Annotated in this window: 12 protein-coding genes; 7 read left to right on the top strand and 5 right to left on the bottom strand. The window is 61.4% G+C overall.

Annotated elements, in window-relative coordinates:
• The first annotated feature begins 147 nt into the window (after positions 1–147).
• Genes V8689_RS15365 through V8689_RS15355 form a run of 3 tightly spaced genes read left to right on the top strand, consistent with a single transcriptional unit; the run spans position 148 to position 5938 of the window.
• Positions 148–1314, top strand: coding sequence for an efflux RND transporter periplasmic adaptor subunit (locus V8689_RS15365; RefSeq protein ID WP_056787469.1), 1167 nt, complete (start codon positions 148–150; stop codon positions 1312–1314).
• The gene (locus V8689_RS15360) at positions 1311–4487 is read left to right on the top strand and encodes an efflux RND transporter permease subunit (RefSeq protein WP_434520565.1); all 3177 of its coding nucleotides are present in this window, start codon (positions 1311–1313) and stop codon (positions 4485–4487) included. The genes V8689_RS15365 and V8689_RS15360 overlap by 4 nt, the downstream gene beginning before the upstream one ends.
• The gene (locus tag V8689_RS15355) at positions 4484–5938 is read left to right on the top strand and encodes an efflux transporter outer membrane subunit (protein WP_056787473.1); all 1455 of its coding nucleotides are present in this window, start codon (positions 4484–4486) and stop codon (positions 5936–5938) included. The genes V8689_RS15360 and V8689_RS15355 overlap by 4 nt, the downstream gene beginning before the upstream one ends.
• 255 nt (positions 5939–6193) lie before the next feature.
• Here V8689_RS15355 and V8689_RS15350 read toward each other — a convergent pair whose 3' ends face one another.
• Together V8689_RS15350 and V8689_RS15345 are read right to left on the bottom strand one after the other, a co-directional pair.
• A complete protein-coding gene (locus V8689_RS15350) occupies positions 6194–7486 on the bottom strand; it encodes a PQQ-dependent sugar dehydrogenase (RefSeq protein ID WP_056787475.1) in 1293 nt (430 codons plus the stop codon).
• Positions 7483–7908, bottom strand: coding sequence for a DUF2231 domain-containing protein (locus V8689_RS15345; protein WP_056787476.1), 426 nt, complete (start codon positions 7906–7908; stop codon positions 7483–7485). Before V8689_RS15345 ends, V8689_RS15350 begins: the two co-directional genes overlap by 4 nt.
• A gap of 707 nt (positions 7909–8615) precedes the next feature.
• Between V8689_RS15345 and V8689_RS15340 the strand changes: the two genes are divergently transcribed.
• Together V8689_RS15340 and V8689_RS15335 are read left to right on the top strand one after the other, a co-directional pair.
• Positions 8616–9095, top strand: coding sequence for an AAA family ATPase (locus V8689_RS15340; RefSeq protein WP_056787480.1), 480 nt, complete (start codon positions 8616–8618; stop codon positions 9093–9095).
• The gene (locus tag V8689_RS15335) at positions 9092–9865 is read left to right on the top strand and encodes a nucleotidyltransferase domain-containing protein (protein WP_056787484.1); all 774 of its coding nucleotides are present in this window, start codon (positions 9092–9094) and stop codon (positions 9863–9865) included. Before V8689_RS15340 ends, V8689_RS15335 begins: the two co-directional genes overlap by 4 nt.
• A 36-nt stretch (positions 9866–9901) precedes the next feature.
• On the opposite strand, the gene V8689_RS15330 is transcribed toward V8689_RS15335, so the two are convergent.
• Positions 9902–11338 carry a hypothetical protein gene (locus V8689_RS15330; protein WP_434520564.1) on the bottom strand — a complete coding sequence of 479 codons (1437 nt, stop codon included), beginning with the start codon at positions 11336–11338 and terminating at the stop codon, positions 9902–9904.
• 149 nt (positions 11339–11487) lie between these two features.
• Between V8689_RS15330 and V8689_RS15325 the strand changes: the two genes are divergently transcribed.
• A complete protein-coding gene (locus V8689_RS15325) occupies positions 11488–11946 on the top strand; it encodes an NUDIX hydrolase (protein ID WP_056787488.1) in 459 nt (152 codons plus the stop codon).
• On the opposite strand, the gene V8689_RS15320 is transcribed toward V8689_RS15325, so the two are convergent.
• Both V8689_RS15320 and V8689_RS15315 read right to left on the bottom strand, forming a co-directional pair.
• Positions 11943–12986 carry an NAD(P)/FAD-dependent oxidoreductase gene (locus tag V8689_RS15320; RefSeq protein WP_056787490.1) on the bottom strand — a complete coding sequence of 348 codons (1044 nt, stop codon included), beginning with the start codon at positions 12984–12986 and terminating at the stop codon, positions 11943–11945. The genes V8689_RS15325 and V8689_RS15320 overlap by 4 nt on opposite strands.
• Positions 12987–13000: 14 nt before the next feature.
• Entirely contained in the window at positions 13001–13561 is a 561-nt protein-coding gene (locus tag V8689_RS15315) for a cysteine hydrolase family protein (RefSeq protein WP_056787493.1), read from the bottom strand.
• A gap of 145 nt (positions 13562–13706) precedes the next feature.
• Between V8689_RS15315 and V8689_RS15310 the strand changes: the two genes are divergently transcribed.
• Complete coding sequence (locus V8689_RS15310; RefSeq protein ID WP_060766117.1) at positions 13707–15905, top strand: OsmC domain/YcaO domain-containing protein; 2199 nt, start codon at positions 13707–13709, stop codon at positions 15903–15905.
• Positions 15906–15921: the final 16 nt, after the last annotated feature.

Here is a 15921-nt window from a genome sequence, read left to right as displayed (position 1 = left end):
CCTCGCTGGCCGCCATTTGATTCACCTCCAAGTATTTCTCAGACAAAACACACCCCCGGTTTTATAGCGCTTGACCTTCCCAGTATGGCAAGCCGGATAAAAACCCCACGTGTCGATTTGTCTTGAAAATTCCAAGGAGGGTGAACGATGTACACCAAACCAGTAAGCCTGATTGCCGGGGCGTTGGCCTTAGCGTTAACGCTGGGCGGATGCTCGGACAAGGCGCCGCCAGCCGCAACCGCCCAACCACCCGGGGTGCCGGTGGCCCAGGTGGTAGCGCGGGCGGTGACGCCGTTTGTGGAGTACACCGGTTCGTTGACCGCCATCGACCAGGTTCAATTGCGCCCGCGAGTCAGTGGCTATCTGCAAAGTGTCAGCGTGCCCGAAGGCCAGTTCGTGGCCAAGGGCAGCCCGTTGTTTGTGATCGATCCGCGCATGTTTCAGGCGGCAGTGAACGCCGCCAAGGCGCGTTTGCGCGAGGCCGAGGCCAATGCATCACTGGCCCAGGCCGAGCATGGCCGCGCCGAGCAGTTGTACGCCAAAAAAGTGGTGGCGCGTGATCGCCTCGACACCGCCATTGCCTCGTTGAATGCCGGCAGGGCCCAGGTTGAGGCGGCCAGGGCTGCGCTGGATACGGCGCAACTGGACCTGAGTTACACCCGCGTCACCGCGCCTATCAGCGGGCGCATCGACCGCGCATTGGTGACGGAAGGCAACTATGTCACCCGTGGGGAAACACCCCTGACCACAATTGTCTCCATCGACCCCTTGCACGTGTACTTCGATGTGGATGAACGCACCTACCTGCATTCGTTGGCAGCGACGCGGCAGCACGCCGGGTCCAAGGCCGAAAACGCCGCCAAGGTCATGGTGGCGATGCTCAACGACACCACCTATGCACGGGCCGGGCGCGTGGACTTTCTGGCCAACTCGGCCGACCGCAAGACCGGCACGGTGCGCGTGCGTGCGGTGGTGGCGAACGCGGATGGGCGCTTGACGCCGGGGCTGTTCGCCAAGGTCAAGCTGGACACCGGCACGGCGCAACCCCGGGTGTTGATTGCCGACCATTCCATCGGCACCGATCAGGGCCGCCGCTATGTGCTGGTCGTCGGTGAAGGCGACAAGACCGAATACCGCCCGGTCGAACTGGGCCCGGTGGTTGATGGCCTGCGGGTCATCGAACAGGGCCTGCAACCGGGCGAGCGCATTGTCGTCAAAGGCCTGGTGCGCCCCGGCATGCAGGTGACACCACTGGCCGCCAGCATCGAGGGCAAGCCGCTTGAGGCACCGCTGGCGGTGGGGGGCGTGCAATGAGCTTCCCACGCTTTTTCATTGACCGGCCGATCTTCGCCATCGTCCTGTCGGTGTTGATGATGATCGGCGGCATCGTGGCCTTCTTCCATTTGCCGTTGAGCGAATACCCGGCCGTCACGCCGCCCACGGTGCAAGTGACTGCGTCGTATCCGGGGGCCAACCCGCAGGTAATTGCCGAGACAGTGGCAGCGCCGCTGGAACAGGTGATCACCGGGGTTGAGGGCATGCTTTACATGACCTCGCAGTCGGCCACCGATGGCCGCATGATCCTGACCGCGACCTTCGCCCAGGGCACCAACGCGGACATGGCCCAGATCCAGGTGCAGAACCGTGTGTCGCGGGCTTTGCCGCGCTTGCCCGAAGAGGTGCAGCGCCTGGGCGTGGTCACGCAGAAGACCTCGCCGGACATCCTCATGGTGGTCCACCTGCTGTCCCCCGACCAACGTTATGACCCGCTCTACATCTCCAACTACGCCTATCTTCAGGTGCGCGACGAGCTGTCGCGCCTGCCGGGGATCAACGATGTGCTGGTGTGGGGCGCGGGTGAATACAGCATGCGCCTGTGGCTCGACCCGGACCTGATCGCCGCCCGTGGCTTGACCGCCGGCGATGTGATTGCTGCCGTGCGCGAGCAGAACGTGCAAGTGGCGGCGGGCTCGGTCGGCCAGTCGCCGGATTCGAGTGCGGCCTTCCAAGTCACAGTCAATACCTTGGGGCGCTTGACGGACGAAGAGCAGTTTGGCGACATCATCATCCGCACCGGCGATAACGGCCAGGTCACGCGTTTGCGCGATGTGGCCCGTATCGAGATGGGCGCCGATGCCTACGCGCTGCGCAGCCTGTTGGACGGCGAGCCTGCGGTGGCTTTGCAGATCATCCAGAGCCCGGGGGCGAATGCGTTGGATGTGGCGCAGTCGGTGCGCGACACCATGCAGCGCCTGCAGGCCAACTTCCCGGAAGGGCTGGTGTCGCGGATTGCCTATGACCCCACCGTGTTTGTGCGCGCTTCGCTGGAGTCGGTGGCCATCACGCTGATGGAAGCGATCCTGTTGGTGGTGATTGTGGTGGTGGTGTTCCTGCGCAACTGGCGCGCGTCGCTGATCCCCTTGATGGCCGTGCCGGTGTCGATCATCGGCACCTTTGCGGTCATGCACCTGATGGGCTTCTCCCTCAATACCTTGTCGCTGTTCGGCCTGGTGCTGTCGATTGGCATCGTGGTCGACGATGCCATCGTGGTGGTCGAGAACGTCGAGCGGCATATCGAGGACGGCGAGGAGCCGATGCAGGCTGCGCGACGGGCGATGGGCGAGGTCACCGGCCCTATCATTGCGATCACCTCGGTACTGGCGGCCGTGTTCATTCCCACTGCGTTTCTCAGTGGCCTGCAAGGCGAGTTCTATCGGCAATTTGCGCTGACCATCGCGATTTCCACGATCCTCTCGGCAGTCAACTCGTTGACCCTCAGCCCGGCGCTGGCCGGTCTGTTGCTGCGGCCGCGGCAGGCCGCCGTGGCGCCTGACCCACGCAGCCTGCGCGGTCGCGCCAAGCGGCTGCTGGAGGTGCTGGGCCGTCCGTTCCAGCGGGCGCCGCAAGCCTATGGCAACAGCGTGCGCAAGGTTGTCGGCCGTCGCGGCGTGGCGCTGTTGGCCTACGGCGGCTTGCTCGCGCTGACCTGGTTTGGCTTCAACGCGGTACCGGCCGGCTTCGTGCCGATGCAAGACAAGTACTATCTGGTCGGCATCGCCCAACTGCCCAACGCGGCCTCGTTGGAGCGTACCGATGCGGTGGTGCGGCAAATGTCGAAAATCGCCCTGGACGAGCCGGGGGTCGAGAGTGTGGTGGCGTTCCCGGGACTGTCGGTCAACGGCTTCGTCAACGTCCCGAATGCGGCGGTGATGTTCGTCATGCTGGATCCGTTCAAAGAACGCACCTCGGCGGATATGACAGCGGTCGCTATTGCTGGGCGCCTGCAAGCCAAGTTTGCGAGCATCCCCGACGGCTTCCTCGGCGTATTCCCACCGCCGCCGGTACCGGGGCTCGGGGTGACCGGCGGCTTCAAGCTGCAGGTCGAAGACCGTGGCGGCGTCGGCCTTGAGGCGTTGGTGCAGCAGACCCAGGTGCTGATGACCAAAGCCACCGAGTCAGGCCAGGTGGCCGGGTTGATGACCAGCCTGGACGTCAACGCGCCGCAACTGAATGTCGACATCGACCGCACCCAGGTCAAGAGCCAGGGCGTGCGCCTGGCGGATGTGTTCGAGTCGCTGCAGGTCTACCTGGGGTCGCTGTATGTCAACGACTTCAACCGGTTTGGCCGCACTTATAAAGTCACGGCCCAGGCCGATGCAGACCACCGCATGCAGGCCGAAGCCATCGGCCGTCTGCAGGTGCGCAACGCCGCTGGGGACATGCTGCCGTTGTCAGCGTTTGTCACGGTCACGCCGAGCTCGGGGCCTGACCGGGTGATTCACTACAACGGCTATCCGTCGGCGGATATCTCTGGCGGCGCGATGCCAGGAGTCAGCTCCGGGCAGGCAGTTGCGCTCATGGAGCGCCTGGCCCAGGAGGTACTGCCCGAGGGCGTGACCTATGAATGGACGGACCTGACCTACCAGCAAAAGCTCGCCGGGTCATCGGTTCTGTTTATTTTCCCGCTGTGTGTGTTGCTGGCGTATCTGATCCTTGCCGCGCAGTACAACAGTTGGCTGCTGCCGTTGGCGGTGTTGCTGATCGTGCCCATGTGCCTGCTCAGCGCAATCCTCGGCGTGTGGCTGGTGGACGGCGACAACAACGTGTTCGTGCAAATCGGATTGGTGGTGCTGGTGGGCCTGGCGGCGAAGAACGCCATTCTGATCGTCGAGTTTGCCCGCAGCCTCGAAGCCGAAGGCGCCAGCCCATTGGAAGCGGTGATCCATGCGTGCCAATTGCGTCTGCGGCCTATTTTGATGACGTCTCTGGCGTTCATCGCCGGCGTGGTGCCGCTGGTGTTTGCCAGTGGTGCCGGTGCCGAGATGCGCCATGCCATGGGGGTTGCGGTGTTTGCCGGGATGTTGGGTGTGACGCTGTTCGGCCTGTTCCTCACGCCGGTGTTCTATGTGGTGATGCGCAGCCTGGCGCTGCGCGTGCAGCGCCAGGGGGCGAGCCCGAAGGTGCAGCTAAAGGAGAGCGCATCATGAAACAGGCGTATCCAGCTTTTGTGTTGTCGTTGACCCTGCTGGCCGGTTGCGGTTCGGTGGGGCCGGACTATTCCGCGCCGGTGCTGCCCGCTGCGCAACGGGCGACGAGCTTTGGCGCGCCCATCGCCGGGCTGGGTCCGGGCGAGGTGGAGGTGCAGTGGTGGCAGGTGTTTGATGAGCCGGCACTGAGTCAGTTGATCCAACAGGCACTGGCGGCCAACCACGACATCGGCATCGCCGCCGCGCGCCTGGACGAAGCCAAGGCGCTGTTGCGTGAAAGCCGCCAAGGCTTCCTGCCCAGCGGCGGCGCCGCCCTGGGCTACGAGCACCGCAAGCGCAGCGAGGTCGAGACCCCGTTTGGCGAGGAGCGCTCCATTGAAACCACCCGCGCGGCGGTGAATGCGGCCTGGGAAATCGACTTGTTTGGCCGCGTGCGTCGCTCGGTGGAGGCTGCCCAGGCCCAGGCGGGGTCGCGTCAGGCGTTGTTGCGCAGCGTGCAAGCGAGCGTTGCGGCGACGGTCGCGGCCACCTGGTTTGACCTGCAAGGCATCGAAGCCGAACAGGCCGTGGTTGCGGATATCAGCCAGAGCCAGCGCGACAGCCTGGGCCTGGTGGGGCAGATGGTCAGCGTCGGCGCCGCCACCGAATTCGACCGGCTGCGCGCCGAGGCCTTGTTGCGCAATGTGGAGGCGGTCGCGCCTGACCTGGAGCGACGTCGCGCCAGGGCAACCAACGCGCTGGCGGTGCTGCTGGGGCAAGCACCTCAAGGGTTCAAGCCACCGCAGGCCCGGCCTGGTCGTGAAACCTTGAACCTGCGCACGCTGCAGGTGGGAGACCCAGCCGGCTTGCTGGCGCGCCGCGCCGATATTGCTGCGGCCGAACGCACGCTGGCGGCCGCGACCGCGCAGATCGGCGTGGAAACCGCGGGCTTGTATCCGGACATTCAGGTGCAAGGTTCCATCGGTCTACTGGCCGGAAGCCTCAACGCGCTGGGCGATGCGGGCATGCAGTCGAACTTTATCGCGCCGGTGATTCGCTGGTCGCTGCTGGACACCGGGCGCGTACGTGCGCGGATTGCCGCCAGCGAGGCGCGCACCCAGGCGGCCTTGATCGCTTATGACCAGACCGTGTTGCGGGCCCTGCAGGAAACCGACGATGCGTTCCAGGCCAACCGCACGGCCGGCAACACCCTGGGCTTGCGGCTGCTGGAGGCGGCTGCCAATCGTGAGGCCGCCAGCTTTGCGCGCGAGCGGTTTGCGCAAGGCGAGGGCGTGTACCTGGATGTGCTTGAGGCCGAACGTGCCGACTTCACCAGCCGCCGCGCATTGACCGCAGCGCGCACGGAACAGCGTTTGGCGGTGGTTGGGATCTATAAGGCGCTGGGGGGTGGCTGGGAGATCTGCGAGCGGGCGGGGCAGGCGTGTAGCGGGGCTGCTGCTGTGTTGCGGTAACGGTTAGGTATCAAATATACGACGGTGGGCTTGTGGGAGCGGGCTTGCTCGCGAAGGCGGTGTGTCAGTGACTGAATCTTTAACTGAACCACCGCTTTCGCAGGCAAGCCAGCTCCCACATTGGTCATGCATCGCCCACAAACTCTGCGCCTGGCACAGACCTTGTGTGCGCCCGATGGCAGCCTGACAGCCGAACAGCAGGTTGGATCAGACCGCCTCCCATCAGTCTCACTACCCCGTTGCGTAGTTCCTCGATTATTGGTTACGTGTGACTCGCCAAACAGTATTGGCCAAGTCGTCAGCAATGATCAGCGCGCCTTTGGGGTCCACGGTCACTCCAACCGGGCGGCCACGGGTTTTGCCGTCTTCGCCGCGAAAGCCGGTGGCAAAGTCGATGGGCTCGCCCGCCGGTTTGCCGTTGCTGAACGGTACGAAGATCACTTTATAGCCCACTGGGTTGTCACGGTTCCAACTGCCGTGCTCGCCGACAAACACGCCGTCAGCGAATTTTTCACCCAGGGCGGGGATGGAAAAATCCACGCCCAACGCGGCCACGTGGGAGCCCAGGCTGTAATCGGGCTTGATCGCAGCAGCGACCTTGGCCGGGTTTTGCGGTTGGGCGCGGGGGTCGACGTTCTGGCCCCAGTAGCTGTAAGGCCAGCCGTAGAAGGCACCTTCGCGCACCGACGTCAGGTAGTCCGGCACCAGGTCGGGGCCGAGTTCATCGCGCTCGTTGACCACCGTCCACAATTGCCCGGAACCCGGTTGGATGGTCAGCGCTGTCGGGTTGCGCAGGCCCGTGGCGTAGGGTTTGTGCGCACCGGTGGCGGCATCGATCTGCCAGACCATTGCGCGGTCGATCTCCACTTCCATGCCGCGTTCGGTGATGTTGCTGTTGGAACCGATGCCCACATACAGCTGGCGCCCGTCGTCACTTACGGCCAACGACTTGGTCCAGTGATGGTTGATCTGCGCCGGCAGGTCGGTGACTTTGACCGGTGGCGCGCTGGCCTTGGTCTGGCCGTCGGCGTAGTCAAAACGCACCAGTGCATCCTGGTTGGCCACATACAGTTTGCCGTCGGCGAATGCCAGGCCGTAGGGGGCGTTGAGGTTGTCGGCGAACACGGTCTTGAGTTCATAGGTGCCGTCACCGTCGGCGTCACGCAGCAGCGTAAGGCGGTTGCCGCCTTTGACCTTGGTGTTGCCCTGGGCCTTGATCACACTGGCGATCACGTCCTTGGGCTTGAGCTTGGCCGCGCTGCCGCCACGGCCTTCGGCCACCAGGATATCGCCGTTGGGCAGCACCAGGGTCTGGCGCGGGATCGCCAGGTCAGTGGCAATGGCGGTCACGCTGTAGCCTTCGGGCACCTTGGGTTTTTGATCGCCCCACGGCGTGGGCTCGGCAATCTTCATGCTCGGCAACAGGCTGCTTTGTTGCTCGGGCAGTTTGGGGTCAGGGCCGCGTGCCTGGGTCTTGTCACCTTCGCCGCCACAGGCACTGAGCAACAGGGCGGCGCTGAGCAGGGTCAGTGTGTTGAGTGGTTTCATCGGGCAGCTCCTGAGCGCAAGTTGGTCAAGCCGATCCAGGTGGCGACAATCGCCAGCACGGTGACGATCGCCGACAGCACCAAGCCAGCAGGCATCATGGCGTAGGCGTCCTTGGCATGCTGGAAGGCATTGACCAACCCAAGCAGCCAAGTGCCCAGCAACAGCAGGAAGTACGCCACCGGGCGCCCGGCCTTGCGTTCGGCACGCATCAGGTTGACCAGCGCAAACAGCAGGGCAAAACCACAGAACACCAAGGCTCCGGCGATCAGCCAGGAGGCAAAATTGGCCCATTGGATCTGGTAGGTCTGGCCGTAGGCGATATCACTGAGCAAGGCCCCGAGAAACAACGGCACGGTGCCGGCAAGCAAAGCCCCGTGCAACGGCCCAGGCCTGACGACGGGGTAAGTGGGGAGGGTTGTCATGGTGGTGGCGGCTCCTTATCGTTCTGCACCCTGGACTCAGGGCGCGCTGACTTCGCATAGGAAAGGAGCATGGCACTTGTAAGAAAGTTCACTGGGAGGGCGTGTCGAGGTGTGTTTCGGTCCGGCGTTCCCCTGCATAGGCATTGGTATCTACACAATGTTGACCTGTGGCGAGGGAGCTTGCTCCCGTGACTGCCTCACAGCTGGCGCTGATCTATCTGATGCACCGCAATCCAAATGTGGGAGCTGGCTTGCCTGCGAAGACGGCCTCACAGTCAACACAGTTGGACCGGGTACATATCCGTTATTTAGGTAACGGCCACTTAGGGTTCCGCCCTGACGGCGGGTCACTTTGGAAAAGCCCCAAAGTAACCAAAGGGCTCTTGCCCCACCACTCGGCACCTCGCCTAGGCTCGGTGTGCCCGTAATCCGCCAGTGATTTGGGGGGCCGCCGCCACGCGCCATCCATGGCGCGGGGCGGCTAAACCGGCATCCCTGCCGGTTTACCCCCCAAATCCCTGTCGAATTCCGGCCAGCGTGGTTTAACGGGGCGCTTAAGATCACAAGCAGATCAAGAGCAAGATCAAAAGCGGCTCGCTTCGCATCGTGGTTACCGTCTGCTGCTACAGCCCACAAAGTTATGTAGATACGTTTACCACAGCGGCTATATGACTCATCCTTCCTGGCCCGACATGAGGAATCGCGTTATGCCCACTCTGCATCTGCTCTGCGGCAAGATCGCATCCGGTAAGTCCACACTCGCCAAAACCCTGGCTGCCGAGCACGCGGCCATTGTGCTCAGCGAAGACCAGTGGCTGGCCAGTCTCTACCCTGGTGAGATCCAGAGCATTGCCGACTACCTGCGCTGTGCCCAGCGGGTTTGTGGGGTACTTGAGCCGCTGGTGATTGATCTGTTGGCGTGCGGCGTCAATGTGGTGCTGGATTTTCCGGCCAACACCCTCGCCAATCGTCAATGGTTGCTTGCCCTGGCCCAGGCAGCCAAGGTGCCGCACTGCCTGCATTACCTGGAACTGGACGACGCCACCTCTCGTGCGCGCCTGCACGCGCGCAACGCCCGAGGTGAGCACGATTTTGCCGCCACCGATGCCGAGTTCGACCTGATCACTCGCCATTTCAGTGTGCCGAGTGAAGAGGAAGGTCTGGTGATTGAGGTGCACCGCCCGTGAACACCCAAAAATCTGCAGGCATTGATGTCGACGGCTATATCCTCACCGTTGCCGATGGGCCTATACAACTCGAGTTCCAACCCCTCCTGGCGGACATCTGCGCCACCTTGTCCCAACCTGAACTGGGGCTGCACGGGATTTACCTGTATGGCAGCATCGCACGGGGCGAAGGTGAGATCGGCATTTCTGATCTTGACCTTTCCCTGATACTGGTCGAGCCACCGGATGCGCCCGTGCTTGAACAATTGGAGTCGGCCCGACTCGCGTTGGAGCAACGGCATCCCCAGGTCACCAAGATCGACTTCGACATCGGCCATCGCGCCCAGGTGTTGGCGCCCGAAAACCGAAACAGTTGGGGCTTCTGGCTCAAACATCATTGCCGCTGTCTCTGGGGCGAAGACCTGTCGCTGCACTTCGAACCGTTTCGCCCGTCTCGCGCCATCGCCCTGGCGGTCAACGGCGATTTTGAACAGGCGCTTACGGCGTATCTGGTACGTATCGAGCAGGCCAGCACTGAACACACACGGCTTGGCCAGCAGCGGGAAGCATCGCGGGCCTTGATCCGCGCTACCCACACCCTGCGATCGGAAGATGCGCAAAAATGGCCGAAAACCCTGGAAGACTACGTCGGGCTGTTCGTTCAGCATTACCCGAACATGCGCGTGCAAATCGCCTACTTCCTGTTTGAAGCACGCAACCCCAGCGCGCAGCGCGAGGTATTTACCACGCGATTACGAGCATTTTTGAGTTGGATGGTTGCGGCGCAATGACAGGAGGGTCGCTTTCTAGTCTGTTGTTACCCTGCCCTAACGCAATCGCACAGGCTTTACCCCGGCGATCGGTGGAACAGTAGGGGCTATACTTGGCGTCATGCACAAGCCGCCCATGAGCACTCTCCAGCAACTGCATAGAGGGTCCGGGGTATTCACCGAGAACTTAAGTATGACGTTGCCGTGGGCGTGTTTGTGTCTGTGAGCATCCCTGCAGATCTGCCGATCCTGAGTCAGCACCGCAGTGCCATGCCAGCCTGCTGCTTGATACGCATTGAGTGAAGCTTGCGTGGGATGCCCGTATCCATTTCCTTTACCTACGGATAGAACCAATCTCATGGGGGTGCCCGGCTTGGGGCGAGGTACAGAGGTCATCGTTATCTTTGACCCGTGATGAGGCGCCACCATGCCGGCTAGTTCAAGTTGCTGGTTGCTTGTGAGGGAGGGTATGGACGGAAAGTCGGCGTCACCTGTCATGAGAATTGCCGGCCCTTGGCCCTTTTGTTGAACAAACATCGCGATTCCTGTGTTGTTTCTGTCGCTTGGAGTCGGCAATGTGGGCTCACAGGCTTCAAGCCAGCCCTCGGAAAATCGAATGTGCGCGCAATCATCCGGCCATAGAAGCATGGCCGATATACCCGGCATAAGCTGCTTGTTTGTCAGCGCTTCATAGAAGCTCAATGCTAGTGGACTGACTTGATGTTCTGGTCGTTCGGGGGCGCGGGCAATCCAGAAACGAGCCAGCGCCTTGGGGTTCCACTCGTGCCGAGTGGTTAAGCTTGCGGGGTTGTATTGGCTTCTGGCGATTGCGTATGACCAATGGTCCATATCCCAGTGAGAGAGAACAACGGGTGCAACTCTGACGTCGTCACATGAGAAAAAATTTGGCTGACGCGGTGGTCGCGTCCACGCATGAAAGTTGGGCGCCCATCCCAAATCAAAAAAGACACGTGGGTGTTCAAACTCATCAATGATCGCGTTGCAGTTACCCTGGCCTACATCATATGCCGCGACCGAGAGTTCACCTGCGTGCTGCAAAGAGAAATCCAGTACACCGGTAATGAGCGTTTCAGGAGAGCGCGGTGCGTTCGTTAGCATGAAAGCGTCATTCTCCTCCTGGCTTAACTGTAGAGGAGTGATGTCACAGATGTGCAGGACGACTGGCTCAGCGTTGTCCCCAAACATCACAACTAGTGCTTCAACCGATTTCTCGTTGGCATGGGACGCTACGATCAGCTGCACCCATTGGCTTTCAGAGTCTTCAATCGTTGGAAATCGCTGCACCAGGGACATCAAAGGCAGGCGAAGAGTTAGGAGGCCACCGATTCGCTTTGGTCCATAAAAGCCGGAGCGCGATATACGCCTACTGAAGCAGTCAAACGTTACCCAACCGTCCTCGTCCCCGTCGCGTTCTATGTAGACAAGCGCCTTGAATGTCTTACGCCTGGGTTTCATCGAATCATGGTCCTTCATGGCACTGTCGCTCCTGGTACTGGCTTGGCTGTATTGGTTAGCGAGGGGATATTACAGCAACCTTCAGCGCGAAGTGCCTGCATGACGAAAACGCCGGAACTTGTGCGGTTAGAATGACCTTCCATAGTGGTGGAAAAGGAGTCAATCACATGCGTGAACGCAAAGCCGCACGATTACTGGTCATAAACCCTGCACAGCAAGTATTGCTGTTCCGCTTCGTGCATAAAGACGGTGCCTTGGCCGGCCAGGATTACTGGGCCACGCCGGGCGGTGGCGTGGAGGCCGGGGAGACGTTTCACAGCGCCGCGATTCGTGAGTTGCGCGAAGAGACCGGTATCACCGTCAGTAGCGTCGGGAAATGTGTAGCAGAGCGCAACGTGACCTTGATGCTACCCTGCGGCGAAACGGTGCTGGCGGTTGAGCGGTACTTCGTTGTGCATGCGCCCAGCGAGGCGTTATCCAGGGCCGAGTGGACGGTACAGGAGGCCCAAGTGATGGCGGATCATCGCTGGTGGTCGGCAGAGGCCCTACGCGCGACGAGCGATACGGTATGGCCGCAGGCGTTGCCGCAAATGCTGGAAGATGCCGGGTGTTTTAGCCGTTTCTAGCGGGGAAAGAATCGGTGCGGCCTGCAAGCGGCCAGGGCGGGGCAGGCCCTGTCATCCATGATCTCTTCACTGGCCAGCCGCCCGACGATGGCCGCCAGCGTTACCCCAGGATGCATCGCGCAGACATACACACCGCTCAGGCTCGGCAACTCGCCAATGATGGGAATGCCATCTGCCGGCATGGGCCTGAGCCCGACGCAGGCCAATTGCAGCTCGATAGACGTGACGCCTTCGAGCTCATCTGCAATGGTGCGGGCGGTGCGCATGGCAATGGCGGCCGGTTGGTTGTGCGGGGCATCGTCCAGGTAGTCTTCCGCTGCCAGCCAGGCACCTTCGGCACTTTCGCGCACCTCCATCGCCGGGTTGGAAATAAGCGTGCGCACAATGCCGGAAGGGGCGCTGTAGCGGATAAAGATCGCGGGGGAGGCATCAATCGGCAAGGGGAAACCCAGCAGCTTCGTTAGCGCTGGGGTGCCCGTTCCGGCGGCGAGCGCCACTACGTCAGCATTGATGACGCCTAGGCGGGTTTCAACGCCGGTGACCTGTGAGCCCTGAGTCTTGAAGCCCAACACCCGCGTATGCGTCAGCAGCTTGGCGCCGTGGGCCTGGGCCCCCGTTATTAACGCCAGGGTGGTGTGTACCGCGTCCAACGCGCCTTCTTCGGCTTTGAACTGCGCGTGCTCGGGCGGTTTTTTCAACTGCGGTTCAAGCTCGCGAATACGCTTGCGGTTGACCCGTAAAGCCATCGCCGGTTGGGTGTTAGTGCCATAACACAGGGCGCCCGTCCAACGAATTTTTACGCTGGGCAGCTCCTGTTCCAAGCGGTGATACTCGCGGATAGCTGCACTGCGCAAAGAGGCAATGGGGTCAGGCGCGTTGTGGGTGGTGTTGATCCAGGCGAATGAAGTAGCCGTGACCCCGGACGCAACGTCGCCGGCATCGACCACCGTCACATTCGCGCCCTTGCCGGCCAGGTGGTAGGCCAGTGAAGCCCCCACGATACCGGCGCCAATGACCACAATGCGTTTGCCTCGAACCATATCTGCCGTCCTTGTTATTGGCGTGCCAGGATTTCCCCGGTGTTCAGCACCCTTGCATAATCCATCGCCAAGTTACTCAGCGACAACGCATGCACATCTTCAGCGGCCCACAGCCGCCCCGACAAGTCGGTTTGGTCGAAGGTAAAACACGCATCCGCCGCCACGATCACGTCGAACCCCAGGTTGCCGCCCGAGCGTGCGGTGGATTCCACTGAATTGTTGGTGATGACGCCGACGATCACCAACTGCTGGATCGAGCGCAGGTGCAGCCAGCGCTCCAGGCCCGTGGCGCTGAAGGCATCCGGTACATTTTTTTCCACCACATGTTCGTGGGTCAGGGGGTGCAACGCATCCTGGAACTCGCAGCCAGGTTGGCCTGGCCGGAACACCGAAGCGTCAGAGCGGGAGATATGCCGCACATGAATGATCGGGCGTTGCGCCTGGCGCCAGGCATTGAGCAATTGCTGTATGTGCAGCTCAGCGTCTGGGTTGTTGCGGCGCCCAAGGGTGGGATCGGCCATGCCTTTTTGCATATCGATGATCAACAGTGCGGCGTTCGTCGCTATCGGTTCCATGGCCTGTCCTGGCAGAGGTGAGCATTATCTAACTGGTTGGACGTTAGCACCGATCGGCAGCCCATACGCAAATCCCTGAGACTTCCCAGCGAAACGCTTCATAATGGCGGCCAATTTGTTTAGCTCGTTATTCTGGTGTGCCCGCATGGAAATTAAGGTCAACTTTCTCGACAACCTTCGGCTTGAAGCCAAGTTCGATGACTTCACGGTCATTGCCGACCAGCCCATCCGCTACAAGGGCGATGGGTCGGCACCGGGGCCATTCGACTACTTCCTGGCTTCGTCGGCGTTGTGTGCGGCGTACTTTGTGAAGTTGTACTGCCAGACGCGCAATATTCCCACCGAGAATATTCGCCTGTCGCAGAACAACATCGTCGACCCGGAAAACCGCTACAACCAGATTTTCAAGATCCAGGTCGAATTGCCCGCAGACATCTGCGACAAGGACCGCCAAGGCATCCTGCGTTCCATCGACCGTTGCACCGTGAAGAAGGTGGTGCAGGCCGGCCCGGAATTCGTGATTGAGGAAGTCGACAACCTCGACGCCGATGCTCAGGCGCTGTTGATGCCCAATTCCACGTCCGAGGCGGGCACCTACATTGCCGGCAAGGACCTGCCGCTGGAGCAGACCATCGCCAACATGTCGGCGATTCTCGCCGGCCTGGGCATGAAGATCGAGATCGCTTCGTGGCGCAATATCGTGCCCAACGTATGGTCGCTGCATATCCGCGATGCGCATTCGCCGATGTGCTTTACCAACGGCAAGGGTGCGACAAAAGAGGGCGCGCTGGCGTCGGCGCTGGGTGAGTTCATTGAGCGCCTGAACTGCAACTTCTTCTACAACGACCAGTTCTGGGGCGAGGACCTGGCCAACGCGCCGTTCGTGCATTACCCGGACGAGCGTTGGTTCCAGCCGGGCCCCAACGACGAGCTGCCGAGTGAAATCCTCGATGCCTACTGCCTGAAAGTCTACAACCGCGAGGGCGAGCTGCGTGGTTCACACCTGTTCGACACCAACTCCGGCAACGAGGCCCGTGGCATTGTCTCGCTGCCGTTCGTGCGTCAGTCCGATGGCGAGGTGGTGTATTTCCCCTCCAACCTGATCGAAAACCTCTACCTGAGCAACGGCATGAGCGCCGGCAACACCTTGGCCGAAGCCCAGGTGCAGTGCCTGTCGGAGATTTTCGAGCGGGCGGTGAAGCGCGAAATCATCGAAGGCGAATTTGCGCTGCCAGATGTACCCGCCGAAGTGTTGGCCAAGTACCCAGGCATCCTGGCGGGCATCGAAGGCCTGGAAGCCCAGGGCTTTCCGGTGCTGGTCAAGGATGCGTCCCTGGGCGGTGAATTCCCGGTGATGTGCGTGACCTTGATGAACCCGCGCACCGGTGGCGTGTTCGCTTCGTTCGGCGCGCACCCCAGCCTGGAAGTGGCGCTGGAACGCAGCCTCACCGAGCTGCTGCAAGGCCGCAGCTTCGAAGGCTTGAACGACCTGCCGCAGCCAACTTTCGAAGGCCAGGCGGTCACCGAACCGAACAACTTCGTCGAGCACTTTATCGATTCCAGCGGCGTGGTGTCGTGGCGCTTCTTCAGTGCCCAGTCCGATTACGAGTTCGTCGAATGGGACTTCTCTGGCCAGGGCGAAGACTCTAACGCCCAGGAAGCCGCCACGCTGTTCGGCATCCTCGAAGGCATGGGCAAAGAGTCGTACATGGCGGTGTACGAGCACCTGGGCGCTACCGCCTGCCGCATCCTGGTGCCGGACTACTCGGAAATCTACCCGGTGGACGACCTGATCTGGGACAACACCAACAAGGCGCTGTTTTTCCGCGAAGACATCCTCAACCTGCACCGCCTCAACGAGGAAGAGTTGCAGGCGTTGGTCGAGCGCCTGATAGAAAGCGAGCTGGACGACTACACCGATATCACCACGCTGATCGGCATCGAGTTCGATGACAACACGGCGTGGGGCCAGTTGACCATCCTGGAGCTCAAGCTGCTGATCTTCCTGGCCTTGCAGCAGTATGAAGAGGCCAAGGAGTGCGTGGAGATGTTCCTGCAGTACAACGACAACACGGTTGAGCGCGGCCTGTTTTACCAGGCGATGAACGCGGTGCTGGAGATGGAGTTGGATGACGACTTGGAACTGGCTGACTACGAGGCCAACTTCCGGCGCATGTTCGGTAATGAGCGCATGGACGCGGTGATCGGTTCGGTCAACGGCAGCGTGCGGTTTTACGGGCTGACGCCGACCAGCATGAAGCTGGAAGGCTTGGACCGGCATTTGCGCTTGATCGACAGCTACAAGAAGCTGCATGCAGCGCGGGCCAACATCACCCAAGGCTGACCCACACTGATCGTTC

Source organism: Pseudomonas sp. AK181 (assembly GCF_051122975.1).
GTDB classification, from domain to species: Bacteria; Pseudomonadota; Gammaproteobacteria; order Pseudomonadales; family Pseudomonadaceae; genus Aquipseudomonas; species Aquipseudomonas lactis.
This window is presented reverse-complemented; position numbering and strand designations above follow the sequence as displayed.

What these genes read in the sequence shown, in the direction of transcription:
- V8689_RS15365 (WP_056787469.1), top strand. Translation starts at nt 148, where the DNA reads ATGTACACCAAACCAGTAAGCCTGATTGCCGGGGCGTTGGCCTTAGCG.
- V8689_RS15360 (WP_434520565.1), top strand. Translation starts at nt 1,311, where the DNA reads ATGAGCTTCCCACGCTTTTTCATTGACCGGCCGATCTTCGCCATCGTC.
- V8689_RS15355 (WP_056787473.1), top strand. Translation starts at nt 4,484, where the DNA reads ATGAAACAGGCGTATCCAGCTTTTGTGTTGTCGTTGACCCTGCTGGCC.
- V8689_RS15350 (WP_056787475.1), bottom strand. Translation starts at nt 7,486, where the DNA reads ATGAAACCACTCAACACACTGACCCTGCTCAGCGCCGCCCTGTTGCTC.
- V8689_RS15345 (WP_056787476.1), bottom strand. Translation starts at nt 7,908, where the DNA reads ATGACAACCCTCCCCACTTACCCCGTCGTCAGGCCTGGGCCGTTGCAC.
- V8689_RS15340 (WP_056787480.1), top strand. Translation starts at nt 8,616, where the DNA reads ATGCCCACTCTGCATCTGCTCTGCGGCAAGATCGCATCCGGTAAGTCC.
- V8689_RS15330 (WP_434520564.1), bottom strand. Translation starts at nt 11,338, where the DNA reads ATGAAGGACCATGATTCGATGAAACCCAGGCGTAAGACATTCAAGGCG.
- V8689_RS15325 (WP_056787488.1), top strand. Translation starts at nt 11,488, where the DNA reads ATGCGTGAACGCAAAGCCGCACGATTACTGGTCATAAACCCTGCACAG.
- V8689_RS15320 (WP_056787490.1), bottom strand. Translation starts at nt 12,986, where the DNA reads ATGGTTCGAGGCAAACGCATTGTGGTCATTGGCGCCGGTATCGTGGGG.
- V8689_RS15315 (WP_056787493.1), bottom strand. Translation starts at nt 13,561, where the DNA reads ATGGAACCGATAGCGACGAACGCCGCACTGTTGATCATCGATATGCAA.
- V8689_RS15310 (WP_060766117.1), top strand. Translation starts at nt 13,707, where the DNA reads ATGGAAATTAAGGTCAACTTTCTCGACAACCTTCGGCTTGAAGCCAAG.